This is a genomic window from Rahnella sp. JUb53 (genome assembly GCF_004346065.1).
Classification (GTDB): Bacteria; Pseudomonadota; Gammaproteobacteria; order Enterobacterales; family Enterobacteriaceae; genus Rahnella; species Rahnella variigena.
In genome coordinates this window covers 190863-204617 of sequence record NZ_SLYT01000003.1, presented here as the reverse complement: position 1 = coordinate 204617, position 13755 = coordinate 190863, and the positions used below count along the sequence as shown (strand labels likewise).

The 13755-nt window shown below is 56.1% G+C and carries 12 protein-coding genes; 1 reads left to right on the top strand and 11 read right to left on the bottom strand.

Annotated features, from left to right (window positions below; genetic code table 11):
- Positions 1–109 precede the first annotated feature (109 nt).
- Entirely contained in the window at positions 110–718 is a 609-nt protein-coding gene (locus EC840_RS08670) for an HD domain-containing protein (protein ID WP_112288155.1), read from the top strand.
- A gap of 48 nt (positions 719–766) precedes the next feature.
- On the opposite strand, the gene rbsK is transcribed toward EC840_RS08670, so the two are convergent.
- From rbsK to gcvH, 11 genes are all read right to left on the bottom strand, one after another.
- Positions 767–1699 (bottom strand): ribokinase, encoded by a 933-nt coding sequence (gene rbsK, locus EC840_RS08665; RefSeq protein WP_112288402.1) that lies wholly within the window; start codon positions 1697–1699, stop codon positions 767–769.
- Positions 1696–2640 carry an allose kinase gene (gene alsK / locus EC840_RS08660; RefSeq protein ID WP_132964985.1) on the bottom strand — a complete coding sequence of 315 codons (945 nt, stop codon included), beginning with the start codon at positions 2638–2640 and terminating at the stop codon, positions 1696–1698. Before alsK ends, rbsK begins: the two co-directional genes overlap by 4 nt.
- 15 nt (positions 2641–2655) lie before the next feature.
- Entirely contained in the window at positions 2656–3336 is a 681-nt protein-coding gene (alsE, locus tag EC840_RS08655; RefSeq protein WP_112288404.1) for a D-allulose 6-phosphate 3-epimerase, read from the bottom strand.
- Positions 3337–3374: 38 nt separating this feature from the next.
- On the bottom strand, positions 3375–4460 hold the full coding sequence (locus EC840_RS08650) for an ABC transporter permease (RefSeq protein ID WP_113878381.1): 1086 nt from the start codon (positions 4458–4460) through the stop codon (positions 3375–3377).
- Between the two features lie 11 nt (positions 4461–4471).
- The gene (locus tag EC840_RS08645) at positions 4472–5461 is read right to left on the bottom strand and encodes an ABC transporter permease (RefSeq protein ID WP_132964983.1); all 990 of its coding nucleotides are present in this window, start codon (positions 5459–5461) and stop codon (positions 4472–4474) included.
- Complete coding sequence (locus EC840_RS08640; RefSeq protein WP_112288407.1) at positions 5454–6986, bottom strand: sugar ABC transporter ATP-binding protein; 1533 nt, start codon at positions 6984–6986, stop codon at positions 5454–5456. The genes EC840_RS08645 and EC840_RS08640 overlap by 8 nt, the downstream gene beginning before the upstream one ends.
- 2 nt (positions 6987–6988) lie before the next feature.
- Entirely contained in the window at positions 6989–7972 is a 984-nt protein-coding gene (locus EC840_RS08635; protein ID WP_132965218.1) for a substrate-binding domain-containing protein, read from the bottom strand.
- Positions 7973–7993: 21 nt separating this feature from the next.
- Positions 7994–8851, bottom strand: a complete 858-nt coding sequence (locus EC840_RS08630) for a DeoR/GlpR family DNA-binding transcription regulator (RefSeq protein ID WP_112288408.1) — start codon at positions 8849–8851, stop codon at positions 7994–7996.
- Between the two features lie 353 nt (positions 8852–9204).
- Positions 9205–9948 (bottom strand): SDR family oxidoreductase, encoded by a 744-nt coding sequence (locus tag EC840_RS08625; RefSeq protein ID WP_132964981.1) that lies wholly within the window; start codon positions 9946–9948, stop codon positions 9205–9207.
- Between the two features lie 431 nt (positions 9949–10379).
- Positions 10380–13253, bottom strand: a complete 2874-nt coding sequence (gene gcvP / locus EC840_RS08620) for an aminomethyl-transferring glycine dehydrogenase (protein ID WP_132964979.1) — start codon at positions 13251–13253, stop codon at positions 10380–10382.
- 108 nt (positions 13254–13361) lie between these two features.
- The gene (gene gcvH / locus EC840_RS08615) at positions 13362–13748 is read right to left on the bottom strand and encodes a glycine cleavage system protein GcvH (RefSeq protein WP_129637938.1); all 387 of its coding nucleotides are present in this window, start codon (positions 13746–13748) and stop codon (positions 13362–13364) included.
- Between the last annotated feature and the right edge of the window lie 7 nt (positions 13749–13755).

Sequence of the window (13755 nt, the reverse complement as noted above, 5' to 3'; positions counted from 1 at the left end):
GATTTTCCGCACCCAAAAACATGATTTTTTTATATCAAGCGACTAAGGTGTAGCGGAAAAATGAAAATAACGCCGTTTACCATGCCGTCAATATGACTAAGGTTTTAGTATGTCTGCAGCAACTACCCCGCTGAATTTTGGGGCAATGACCGAAGTTTTTCAGTTCCTGATGGAAATCGACAAGCTGAAAAGCGTGCAACGTCGCACCAAAGTGTTAGGCACTGAGCGTCAGGAAAACTCCGCAGAACACAGCTGGCATTTCGCCGTGGCAGCAATGTCTCTGGCCCCTTTCGCACCGGAAGGCGTTGATATCAATAAAGTCATCCGCATGGCGCTGATCCACGACATCGTCGAAATCGATGCCGGTGATGTGCTGGTTTACGATCTCGCTGCCCGCGCGGCGGTTCACGATCAGGAAATCATTGCAGCGAAACGCCTGTTCGGCCTGCTGCCTGTGCCCATGAGCACGCAGTTCCTGGATTTGTGGAATGAATATGAAGCGGGCGAAACCCCTGAAGCGCGCTTTGCGCTGGTGATCGACCGCGTGATGCCGATGGTCATGAACCTGAATAATCAGGGTCAGAGCTGGGTGGAAAACAATATCCGTCTCGAGCAGGTTCTGGCACGTAATGCCTTTATCGCCGATATCCATCCTGAACTGTGGCTGCATATCCGCACTCATCTGGATAATGCGCATCAGCAGGGCTGGCTGAAGTAATAAAACCCTTCCCCTCGTGAGAGGGGAAGGAGCAAAGAAAACCCTGCTTCAAACCACCACAACCCCCATTCTTTCACGTGCTTCTTCATACGTCGGCATTGATGCGGCTGCGCCTGCGCGTTCCACACATACAGAAGCATAAGCAGATGCGAATTGTGCGGCTTCGGGGAGTGTGGCGCCGGCGGCAAGCTGGGAGGCCAGCGCGCCGTTAAAGGCGTCGCCTGCGCCGGTGGTATCGACCGGGGTCGCCGGACAGGCCTGAATAATCTGCGTTTCGCCGTTCACCGAAAGCAATGCGCCCTGCGTGCCCAGCGTGATGATCAGCGCCTGGATCCCTTTGGCGTGCAGCGCGTGAGCAGCGCGTTCGGCGGAGGGAATATCGCAGACTTCAATGCCGGTCAGCAGCGTGCATTCTGTGGCATTGGGCGTGAGTAAATCCACCTGAGCCAGTAAATGGTCAGAAACGGGCTGGAACGGCGCGGGGTTGAGGATAATGTAAGTGCCGTTGTCCTTCGCGATACCGATCAGTTTTTCAATCGCTGGCAGGTTATTTTCCAGCTGTGTCAGCAGGATATCAGCGGCGGCGACGGCCGGACGGCACTGTTCGACTTCTTCGTCGGTGACCGTCAGGTTTGCGCCCGGATCAACGGCAATCATATTTTCGGCATCGGCTCCGGCGACATAAATCAACGCGTTGCCGGTCGGGCATTCGCTGGTGGAGAACAACGTGACGGCGTCGAAACCGGCGCTGTCGAGATGGCGGCGGGCAAACATGCCGAAATCATCGCGACCAACTTTACCGATGTAATGCACACGCGCACCGGCACGCAGTGCGGCGACCGCCTGGTTGGCGCCCTTGCCGCCCGCGCCCATCATGCTGTTGCGCGCAATCAGTGATTCTCCCGGTTTGGGGAAACGCGCCATGCCTGCCACGATATCGAGGTTGAAAGACCCAAATACGCATACCTTGCCTTTGTTCATGCCTCTCTCCTGAAGGAAAATGTTCCGGCTGCCAGAGCTGGCTGCGACGGAAAAACGCGCTGTGCGGCTAAACATGCGCCACGGCAACCGGTCTCGTCGGTGACGGCGCTGAAATGAATGGTCAGGCCGTTCGCCGGATACGGGCTGCGCAGATGACTGCGTAACTGCTGTTCCAGTTCGACCAGCGGGAAGTTCTCCATCGCCAGCACGCCACCGCCCAGCACCAGATATTCGGGATCCAGAATGTTCATTTCACTGGCGACGGTGCGCGCCAGTCGTGCCACAAATTCAGTTAAATCCACATGCCCGGCATGACGTACAAACAGGTCGGCGAACGGCGTTTGTGGCGCATGTTGCCGCGCCCAGCCGGTCAGCCAGTTGCCGGACGTCAGCGTCTCGACGCAGCCGGTTTTGCCGCAGGGACAAAGCAACGGATTCCCCGCCAGCGGAATGTGCCCCAGTTCACCCGCACCGCCGTGCGCGCCGTGGTAAAAATCGCCGTTGATCCACAAACTGTTGCCCAGCCCGGTGCCGAGATACAGCCCGACAGCAACATCCGGCAGCGCACTGTGCCGTGTTAAATCCCACCACATCAGATGGTTTACGTCTTTATCCATCGCCACCGGCAGGTGTAAACGTTGCAAGAGCATCGCCGCCACCGGCTGATTATCCAGTGCGGAGATAAACGGCAGCGACAGCACGGTTTGGCGATCGCGGGACAATACACCCGGCAGCCCGAGCATGACTTGCGCCACCTGATGATGCGGATCCTGTTCCTGCAAATACGCCGTGATCAGGTTTTCCAGCCCCTGTAACGGGTCAGTCTGCCCCGCCCAGCTTTGGGTCGGGGTTTTTTGGTAGCCGCGAAAATTTTGCTGGCTGTCCATCAGCATTAAACGGGTATTGGTGCCCCCGACATCCACTCCAAGAAAGTGCGGCATACGGCTCTCCTGCCCTCAGGCTGCGTGACGCGCCTGACGCATCTGATCGAGCATTTTGTCCCAGGCAACATCCAGATCGTTGTCCAGCGTGAACAGGCCGGAACTGCCGACGATCAGCACTTCCGCTCCCGCGCCCATCAGATCCTGATAGGTGCGCAGGTTGCAGGAGCCGTCGATTTCGATCAGATAGCGGTAGCCTTTTTGCTGTTTGAGGTCACGCAGTTGCGCGATTTTCCCCAGCATTTCAGGGATGAACGGCTGACCGGCATAGCCCGGATCGACGGTCATCACGGTGATTTTATCCAGCAGATGAATGTAGTGCTGGATGTATTCCACCGGTGTCGCGGGATTGAGCACCACGCCGACTTTTTTACCCAGCGAGCGGATCTGATTGATGATGCGGAACGCGTCGCGGTTAATGGTTTCTGCGTGCGGACAGATAAAATCGGCACCGGCTTTGGCTATTGGCTCGATAAAGTCAGCCGGGTTTTCCACCATCATATGCACGTCCAGAACCAGCGGCGTATGCGGGCGGATCTGCTCAATAAAGAACGGCGACAGCGTGATATTTTTGACGTAATGGCCGTCCATGATGTCGATGTGCAGCATATCGGCGCGGCGGTTCAGCACTTCAAGTTGCTGTTTAATGTCGATGAGGCTCATGCACATCAGCGACGGAGAAATTTTGTATTCCATGATGTTTTCCTAAGTCAGAGGCAATTTTAAAAAAGTGTTTAAGGTTGAGCCGCCCGCGCTTTGGCAGCGCTCATTCGCCCTGCCCTTTTTTGCAGATAACGGCTGCGGAAGAATTTCAGCGCCAGCACCACAATCAGTACCGCGCCCCACATCGCCAGGCTGAAATGCGGGCTGACGTTCATCAGATTCAGGCCGGTGGAAATCACCTGCAGGACAATCAGCGAGAGCACCACACCTGCGACTTTGCCGAAGCCGCCGTTGGGGTCGGTGCCGCCAAGAATGATGGCCAGCACCGTCAGCAACAGATACGAGTCGCCGTAGCCCATGCGCGCCGAGTTGAAACGCGCCATCATGATGAGTCCGGCAATCACGCATAACATGCTGGAAATCACGTAGATGGCAATCAGCACGCGGTGGGTATTGATGCCGCTGAAATGGGTGGCGTTGATGTTGCTGCCGCTCATGTAGATGTATTTACCGAGGCGTGTGCGTTCTAAAAACACCGCGATTAAGGCTGCGGTCAGCAGGAAGATAATCAGCGGAACCGGCACCCCGAGCAGGGTTTCCGCGCCGATAAAGCGCACGATATCCGGCATACCGCTGATCGCCGCGCCGCGTGAAAGGTAGATGCCGACGCCGTTCACCATGGTCATGGTCGCCAGCGTCACCAGAATCGGATGCGCGCCGACATACGCCACCAGCGCGCCGGTCAGCATGCCAATCACCAGCGCCAGAATCATTGCGCCGACCAATGCCAGCGTCAGCCAGACCGCCTGCATCGCCATGCTGGCATCCGGTGGCAGCCAGGTGAGAAACACCCACGCCATCAGTAAACTGGTCAGGTTGGCGGTGGCGATAATGCACAGGTTCAGGCCACCGCTGAGGATCGGGATAAACATCGCCAGCGTCAGTAAACCGAGTTCCGGCAGCTGGAAGGCGACGCTCATAAAGGTGGCGTCACTGAAGAAGCGCCCCGGCATCGCCAGGCTGAAGCCGATGATCACCACCAGCAATAACAGCGATAATCCCAATGTCGTGCTATCTATTTTCAGGGAAGCGATTTTCAGGCGAGGCCGCGCATCGGGCTTCGCTTTAAGACTCACATTTCTGCTTTTTGCGAACATAGCGGTTTTCCTCAGGCGAAGCCGACTTCGGTTTCTTTGCGTTTCTTGTAATGGGTGACGGTGATGGCCGCGACGATCACCACGCCGATGACGATGTTCATGAAATAGCTGGAAACGCCGATCAGATTGAGGCCATTTTTCAGCACGCCAATCAGGAACACGCCCATCAGAGTGCCGACCACGCTGCCTTTGCCGCCATTAAGGCTGGCACCGCCAAGTACTGCCGCTGCCAGCACATCCAGCTCGCCGCCGACCAGCGCATTCGGCACCACTTCACCGACGCGATACACCTGCACCAGGCCGCCAATCGCCGCCATCGCGCCGAGATATCCGTAAGCAAACAGATGCAATAACCCGACACGGATACCGATACGGCGCGCAGATTCCTGATCGCCTCCCACCGCAAACAACTGGCGTCCGAGATGGGTTTTGTTGAGCAGGATCCAGCTCAGCCCGGCGACCGACAGCATCACCACCACCGGCAAACCAATCTGATAATGCTGTTCGCCGACGCTGAACGGCAGCACGCGGATTGGCGTCGTCAGCCAGTCCGGCAGGTCATACAGACTGGTGCCGTTGGTCAGCCACATCAGCATGCCAAACAGCAGCGACTGCATACTGATGGTGACGATGATCGACACGATGCGCAGGCAGTAGATCAGAATGGCGTTGATCATCCCCAGCACCGTGCCGATGGCGACCGCCAGTAAAATGCTGCCGGTCGGGCTGCTCAGGCCGTAGTGGATCGCCAGCGTGGCGATGATGTACTGCACGACAGAAGCCACGGCAGCGAACGAAATATCGATACCGCCGGTGACCAGCACCACGAACAGGCCGAGGGCAAAAATGCCGCTGACGGCGTAGCTTTCAGTCAGATCCAGCAGGTTCTGCAAGGTCAGAAACTGATTGCTGAGTAAGGAAAAGGTGACAATCACCACCAGCAATACCCAGGCTAAATAACCTTCGTTGCTGGACGGGCGTAACCGGCTGAGCTTAAGCATTGACCGCCTCCGCAAGTTGTTGCTGGGTGATCGCGCCCGGCAGATATTCGCCAACCACCGTGCCCTCACTGAAATGCAGCACGCGGTCGCAGTTGAAATAGACTTCCGGCACTTCGTCGGAAATCAGCAGGATAGAAATCCCCTCCTCCGCCAGCTGGTGGATCAGCTGATAAATGCTGGCTTTCGCGCCGACATCGACGCCGACCGTTGGGGAATCAAGGATCAGGATTTTCGGCTGCGTCAGCACCCATTTCGCGAGCACGATCTTTTGCTGATTGCCGCCGGAAAGCGTGGAAATCGCCTGTTCAGGACTGGCGACTTTGACGCCGAGTTTTTCGATCCACTGCTGGATGATCTTGTTTTTACGGTATTCGTCGATCAGGTGAAAACGGCTGCGCAACTGATCCATGATCGCCAGCACGGTGTTGTCGCCGACGGATTGCTGCTGGATCAGGCCGAGCGTCAGGCGATCTTCCGAGACGTAACCGACGCCGGATTTGATCGCGTCTTCGTGGCTGCGAAAACGCACCGGTTTACTGTCGAGGTAGATTTTGCCGCTGTCCGGTTTAGTCATGCCAAACAGACTGAGCGCCAGTTCAGTACGGCCGGAACCGAGCAGGCCGCATAAACCGAGCACTTCGCCGGCGTGCAGTTTGAAACTGACATCGTGATACTGCCCTGCGCGGCTGAGTTTGTCGGTTTCCAGCATGATGCGTTCGTCATTCATGTTGGCGGCTTTCAGGCGGTAATCGAGTTTCAGGCCGGTCATCAGCTCGGTCAGGCGTTCGCTGCTGACTTCGGAGGCCGGGAACGTCCCGACTTTTTTACCGTCGCGGATAACCGTCACGCTGTCGGAAATCTCCAGCACTTCATCGAGACGATGGCTGACGAACACCACGCTGATGCCTTTGCTTTTCAGGTAATGCACAGTGCGCAGCAACTGATTCACTTCAGTTCGGGTCAGCGAGGCGGTCGGTTCATCCATAATCACTAATCGCGCATCGGCGACCAGCGCCCGGCAAATCGCCACCTGCTGACGCTGGGCAATCGGCAGTGCCGAAACTTTGCTGTCGAGATCGAGGGTGTAATTGAGTTCAGTCAGAATGCGTTGCGCGGTTTCCCGCAGACGTGACGGGCGATACCAGCCCATCAGCCCCTGTAAGTTGTGGTCGAAGGCGATGTTCTCGAACACGCTGAGGTTCGGGAACAACGACAAGTCCTGATAAATCACCTGCACGCCAAACTGCCGCGCCTGATCCGGAGACAGTTTGCTGAAACTCTGGCTGCCCTGCGAGGGCGAACTGAGCGTGATCTGGCAGCCGTTATCCGGCTGATAAACCCCCGAGATCACTTTGATCAACGTACTTTTTCCGCAGCCGTTGGTGCCCGCCAGGCAGTGAACTTCGCCCTGCATCAGCCGCAGGGAAATGTCGTTGAGCGCACGCTGCCCGCCAAAGGTCACCGACAGGTTTTGCACATCAATCAGCGGCGCGTTATCTGTTTGAATGATCTCGGAGATTGCCATGATTACAGCCCCATTTTGACCAGTTTCGGCAGGTTCGCTTTGTCCAGGCTTTCGGTTTCGTTGCCCAGAATGGTGCGCGTTGCCTCGTCGACTTTCACTTTGCCCATGCCTTCAATGGTCATGCCGTCAGTGATTTTTTCGCCTTTTTCCAGCTTCTCGGCGATGCGCACAAAGACTTCACCGGCGACCATCGGGTTCCAGATAAAGCCGCCTTTGATGGCGCCGGCTTTCACCAGACTTGCGCCCTGGCCCGGACTGAATGGTCCGAATACGCAGATGTCGTTAGTTTTGCCACGGTTAAGCACCGCGCGACCTGCGCCAATCGGGCCTTGTGAACCGATAGCCAGAATGCCTTTCATATTGGCGTCTTTGGACATCAGGTCGTTAGTGGTACGGATGCTGTCATCGAGGGATTCACCCACGCCAAATTTGTCGCCGACCAGATGCATATTCGGATAGTGTTCTTTCTGATAATTGATGGCGGCATCGGCCCATTTCTGATGCAGTGGCACGGTAAGACTTCCGACGTATACCGCGTAATCACCTTTCTCTTTCATGCACTGCGCCAGCGCGACCATGTGGTTAATGCCGTGCTGCGTGGCATCGACCATTTCGAAATCCCAGTCGGCATATTTCTGATCCGGTGATTCATGCACGATGACTTTGATCCCGGCGTCGTGAGCGCGTTTCAGTACCGGCTCCAGCACGCGGGCATCGTTCGGCACTACGCCGATCACATCCACTTTCTGGGCGATCAGATCTTCAATCGCACGCACCTGCAACGCCGGATCCGCGCTGGTCGGCCCGACCTGCCACGCGTCGATCCCGCGTTTGGCCGCTTCGCTTTTTATCCCGGCTTCCATCGCGTTGAACCAGGCGTTACCGCCGACTTTCACCACCACGCCCATGCGGATTTTGTCGGCGGCGTGCGCAGACAGGGACAACATGGCTGTGGCGAACAGGCAGGCAAGAACGGATTTCTTGATCATGTTTACTCTCCTGGTAGGTCAGTTATGTGCCGCAGCTAACGGGCCGTTGCGGCTGTTTTTAGTTTTTTTCTGTAGGGGTGACGGAGAAACTTCAATCACGTTAACGTTGCTCCAGGCCAGTTCCTGGCGGAATTCTTCATCCTCCAGATGGTCTGTTATCAGTGTGTCGATTTCCCGGTAGTGGCAGATCCGCGCAAAGGAGCGGCGGCCGAATTTGCTGGAGTCAGCCAGCAAAATTTTGTGCTCGGAGGAAAGCAGCATTTGCTGTTTCAGCCGCGCATGATGCTCGTTACTTTCACGGATGCCGCCTTCGTGGCTGATGCCGTGACAGGAGAAAAACAGTTTGTTGATGACGAACTCTTTCAGCATTTGCTCTGCCAGCACGCCGACGAAATCTTCGTATTTCGCCGAGTATTCACCGCCCAGTCCGATCACCCGCACGTTAGCTTTCACCGCCAGCGTCTGGATGATGTGAACCGAGTTGGTCAGCACCACCAGCTGAATGTCGGGCAACTGACGCGCCAGAAACCAACTGCTGGAACTGCTGTCGAGCAGCAAGCAATCGCCGGGATTGATCAGCTGTAATGCGCGTTTGGCGATGCGCGTTTTACTGTCCGGCGACTGATTACTGCGGTCACGGAAGGATTCACCCTGTTCAATCTGCGAAGGCACATAGGTTTTTTCGCCCGCCGAATGCTCCATAAACACCGCGCCGCCGTGGCTGCGTAACAGCACGCCGCGCTTTTCCAGCAGCGCCAGATCCCGCCGCGCGGTTTCCAGCGAGATGCGGCATAACTGCGCCACTTCCTGCACCAGGATGCGTCCGCGCTGGCTGAGAATTTCGGTGATATAACGATGTCGCTCTACTGGCAGCATGTGGTGATTCCTCTTTCCCGATGTCAAATAGGATACGCAGCCGGGTGTTTACGGAATGCGCAGTGCCTCAAAGGCGACTGTGCGCATTTTTTGCCACAATCGTCCTGTGATAGTTGTCACGAAAAGGTGAGAAAAGATGAAATGTTAAAGTTTGGATCTGTGGCGGGAACGGCATTAAATCGTCATTTGCGTTGCAACAAGACAGCAACAGATTTGCAAACGGTCACAATTCCTCGCGCAATCTGATGACCGTTAATGACCGATTGTGTGGAGTTGACCGTTTGAGGGGAGTTAACGGGGAGTTAACGGGGAGTTAACGAGGAGTGATCCCCGTTATCAGTGACTGATTCTGATTACCTGCCGCCTGCCAGCTCGAGAAAGCTGCCGGTGGCGTAAGAGGCGGAATCCGACAGCAGCCAGGAAATCGCCTGTGCGACTTCTTCCGGCTGACCGCCGCGCTGCATCGGCAGATTGGCTTTCACGCGATCGACACGCCCAGGCTCTCCGCCGCTGGCATGCATTTCGGTATAAATCAGGCCGGGACGCACGCAGTTTACGCGAATACCGTAAGCCGCCACTTCCAGCGCCAGACCGGTGGTCAGGGTATCCACCGCGCCTTTTGATGCCGCGTAATCGACATATTCGCCCGGTGCGCCCAGACGGGAGGCCGCTGAGGACACATTCACAATCGCCCCGCCCTTTCCGCCATGCCGATGCGACATGATTTTCACCGCCTCGCGGCAGCACAGGAAATACCCGGTCACGTTGGTAGACAGCACTTTATTGATACGTTCGGCGGAGAGATTTTCAATGGTGGTCTGCTGGAACAAAATCCCGGCATTATTCACCAGCGCGGTGATCGGGCCGAGTTCGGCGCTGAGCTGTTTGAACATCGCGACAACCTGCGCTTCATCGGCAATATCAGCCTTCAGCGCAATTGCTTTACCACCAGCCTGATGGATTTCATCGATAACAGATTGTGCTGCGGTTTCGTTATTCACGTAATTCACACCGACGGCGTAACCCTGCTGCGCAAGAAGCAGAGCCGTTGCACGGCCAATGCCGCGGCTGGCGCCGGTGACGAGAGCGATTTTCATTGAATACTCCAGTGGGGGAAGTGTGCAAAGTGTAGAAGAGGAAAATTCAACTGCAAAGTCAAGGTCGTGGGTTGCCACCCACACTGGCCTCAAGGGTGGCTTATCGCCTGCACGATCTTGAATTCAAAAGAAGATTGTCTTTTATCTTTTAGAAAAGCGCATTGGCGTGATCAAAAATGACACCGAATGAACGGTTCGAGACCGAAAGGCTCGAAGCCTGAAATGAGGGGATCGCGCAGCGATGGCATTTTGCGCCACTCACTATTTTAGTGGTGCATGTCCATCGTGAATGCGACAGCGCGGAGTGAAAAAACGCAGGATTGTTAAGGGGCGCGTTTACCCCCCTTAACCCGGTGTGGGCCGGCGCCCACGCCCTTGATTTTGACGTTAGCTGAGGCCGCAGATAATGGCGGCCTCAGTCAAAACGGGTCTTACTCGTAATCTGACATCGGTACACACGAACAGAACAAATTCCTGTCCCCGTACACGTCATCCAGACGTTTCACGGTCGGCCAGTATTTATTGTCGTAACCGGCCGGGAATACCGCCACTTCGCGGGTGTACGGATGGTTCCAGTCACTGACCAGCTCATTCTGCACGTGCGGCGCGTTCACCAGCGGGTTGTCTTCCAGCGGCCATTCGCCTTTCGCTACACGGTCGATTTCACTGCGAATTGCCAGCAGCGCATCAATGAAGCGATCCAGTTCCACTTTGCTTTCGGATTCGGTCGGCTCAACCATCAGCGTACCGGCAACCGGGAAGGACATGGTCGGCGCGTGGAATCCGTAATCGATGAGACGTTTGGCGATATCCATTTCACTGATACCGGTCGTCTCTTTCAGCGGACGAATATCCAGAATGCATTCGTGCGCCACACGGTCATCACGGCCGGTATACAGCACCGGATAGGCGTCTTTCAGACGGGTCGCAATGTAGTTGGCATTCAGAATTGCCACCTGGCTGGCTTGTTTCAGGCCTTCCGCGCCCATCATGCGGATGTACATCCAGCTGATTGGCAGGATGGAAGCGCTGCCGAACGGAGCCGCAGAAACTGCGCCGTTTTGGGTCAGCACGCCGTCAATCTGCACCACGCTGTGACCCGGAACGAACGGAGCCAGATGTGATTTCACACCAATTGGGCCCATGCCCGGACCGCCGCCGCCGTGAGGAATACAGAAGGTTTTATGCAGGTTAAGGTGCGAGACGTCAGCGCCGATGTAACCCGGAGTCGTAATGCCGACCTGTGCGTTCATGTTCGCGCCATCGAGGTAAACCTGACCGCCGTACTGATGCACAATCTGGCAAACTTCACGGATGGTTTCTTCGTAAACGCCGTGCGTTGACGGGTAAGTCACCATGATACAAGACAGTTCGTCGCCCGCTTTCGCGGCTTTCTCACGCAGGTCACTCAGGTCGATGTTGCCCTGTTTGTCACACGCGACCACCACAACGGTCATGCTCGCCATCTGCGCGGAAGCCGGGTTGGTACCGTGCGCTGAACTTGGGATCAGGCAGATGTGACGAGCACTTTCGTTACGGCTTTCGTGGTAACGACGAATCGCCAGCAGACCCGCATATTCACCCTGTGCGCCGGAGTTTGGCTGCATACACACAGCGTCGTAACCGGTGAGCTGAACCAGCCATTGTGACAGCTGACCAATCATTTGCTGATAACCGCCAGCCTGTTCTGTCGGGCAGAACGGGTGCAGTTCAGCGAATTCCGGCCAGGTAATCGGGATCATTTCTGCCGCAGCGTTCAGTTTCATGGTGCAGGAACCCAGCGGGATCATCGCCTGATTCAGCGCCAGATCCTTTTTCTCCAGACGGTGCATATAACGCATCATCTCGGTTTCGCTGTGGTACTGGTTGAATACCGGATGGGTCAGGATCGGATCCACACGCAGCATCGCCGCAGGAATAGAGTTGCTGTCGGTCGATGCGGCTTTGTCCAGTTTGTCTATATCCAGACCGTTATCGTCACCCAGCAGGGCGGCAAACAGAATCTGAACGTCTTCGCGGGACGTCGCTTCGTCCAGAGTGATACCGACTGCGCCGTGAATGTCAGTACGCAGGTTCAGACCGAAACTCAGCGCGCGTTCCAGCACGGCGGCTTTGTCTTTAACTTCAACGGTCAGCGTATCGAACCAGGTGTTATGACGCAGCGTCAGGCCGCCCTGTTTCAGGCCAGCGGCCAGAATGTCGGTCAGACGATGAATGCGTGACGCAATGCGTTTCAGGCCTTCAGGGCCGTGGAATACCGCATACAGGCTGGCAATGTTCGCCAGTAAAACCTGCGAGGTACAAATGTTGGAGTTGGCTTTTTCGCGGCGGATATGTTGCTCGCGGGTCTGCATCGCCATACGCAGTGCAGTTTTGCCTGCGGCATCACGGGAAACACCGATGATACGGCCCGGCATGGAACGTTTGAATTCGTCTACGCAGGCGAAGAAGGCCGCGTGCGGACCACCGTAGCCCATCGGCACACCAAAGCGTTGCGCAGAACCGAAGACCACGTCTGCGCCCTGCTTACCCGGTGCGGCCAGCAGCACCAGCGCCATAATATCCGCGGCAACGCTGGTAATAATTTTGCGGGATTTCAGTTCGCCCAGCAGCGCGGTGTAATCATGAACTTCGCCGGTAGTGCCAACCTGCTGCAACAGCACGCCGAACACGCCTTCCAGCTCGAGCACTTTTTCCGCTTTATCAACGATGATGTCAAAACCGAAGGTTTCCGCACGGGTGCGTACCACATCCAGCGTTTGCGGGTGCACGTCGTCCGCCACGAAGAAACGGTTAGCGTCTTTCAGTTTGCTGGCACGTTTTGCCAGCGCCATCGCTTCGGCGGCGGCAGTCGCTTCATCGAGCAAAGAAGCAGAAGCCAGATCCAGACCGGTCAGATCTAACGTCAGTTGCTGGAAGTTCAGCAATGCTTCAAGACGGCCCTGCGACACTTCCGGCTGATACGGCGTGTAAGCGGTATACCAGCCCGGATTTTCCAGCATATTGCGCAGGATAACCGGCGGCGTCAGCACCGCGCTGTAACCCATACCGATGTAGGATTTATAGCGCTGGTTCTGGCTGGCAATGGCTTTAAGCTCAGCCAGCGCCTGATGTTCCGTCACGGCATCGCCGACAGCTGGCGGGCCAGGTAACTGGATATCGACCGGAACGATCTGCTGGATCAGCGCGTTTAAGGAATCCGCACCGACCGTTTCCAGCATTTGCTGTTGCTGCTGAGAAGACGGACCGATATGGCGGCCGATAAAGGCTTCGCTGTGTTCGAGTTGGCTGAGAGTCTGAGTCATTTGCTACGCATTCCTGAAATCTGCTGGAGGTGTCTTGGGATACTGACAAAAGCTACGGGTCGGGATCTGCCCCGCAAGCGGGTTGCGGGGCGGGTAAACAGTGTTTAATCAGTCTTCAATGGATGCTGAATAGGCTTCTGCATCAAGCAGCTTAGCCAGTTCGCTTTCGTCTGACGCTTTAATCTGGAACAGGAAACCGGTGCCGTAGGGCTCGCTGTTTACCAGCTCCGGAGAACCTTCCAGTTCGCCGTTAACCGCAACGATTTCGCCGCTGATTGGAGAATAAATATCTGACGCCGCTTTGACGGATTCAGCTACGGCACAGTCTTCACCGGCAGCGACTTGGCGGCCGACTTCTGGCAGATCAACGAAAACCATGTCGCCCAGTAATTCCTGCGCGTGTTCGGTGATGCCTACGGTGTAAACGCCGTTGCCTTCTGAACGTACCCACTCGTGGGAAGAGGCGTATTTCAAATCTGCTGGAACATTGCTCATGTTACTT

Bases quoted from the DNA above. Each gene is read 5' to 3' on its own strand.
- alsK (WP_132964985.1), bottom strand. From the start codon at position 2,640: ATGCCGCACTTTCTTGGAGTGGATGTCGGGGGCACCAATACCCGTTTA.
- alsE (WP_112288404.1), bottom strand. From the start codon at position 3,336: ATGGAATACAAAATTTCTCCGTCGCTGATGTGCATGAGCCTCATCGAC.
- EC840_RS08645 (WP_132964983.1), bottom strand. From the start codon at position 5,461: ATGCTTAAGCTCAGCCGGTTACGCCCGTCCAGCAACGAAGGTTATTTA.
- EC840_RS08640 (WP_112288407.1), bottom strand. From the start codon at position 6,986: ATGGCAATCTCCGAGATCATTCAAACAGATAACGCGCCGCTGATTGAT.
- EC840_RS08670 (WP_112288155.1), top strand. From the start codon at position 110: ATGTCTGCAGCAACTACCCCGCTGAATTTTGGGGCAATGACCGAAGTT.
- EC840_RS08625 (WP_132964981.1), bottom strand. From the start codon at position 9,948: ATGAAAATCGCTCTCGTCACCGGCGCCAGCCGCGGCATTGGCCGTGCA.
- rbsK (WP_112288402.1), bottom strand. From the start codon at position 1,699: ATGAACAAAGGCAAGGTATGCGTATTTGGGTCTTTCAACCTCGATATC.
- EC840_RS08630 (WP_112288408.1), bottom strand. From the start codon at position 8,851: ATGCTGCCAGTAGAGCGACATCGTTATATCACCGAAATTCTCAGCCAG.
- gcvH (WP_129637938.1), bottom strand. From the start codon at position 13,748: ATGAGCAATGTTCCAGCAGATTTGAAATACGCCTCTTCCCACGAGTGG.
- EC840_RS08650 (WP_113878381.1), bottom strand. From the start codon at position 4,460: ATGTTCGCAAAAAGCAGAAATGTGAGTCTTAAAGCGAAGCCCGATGCG.
- gcvP (WP_132964979.1), bottom strand. From the start codon at position 13,253: ATGACTCAGACTCTCAGCCAACTCGAACACAGCGAAGCCTTTATCGGC.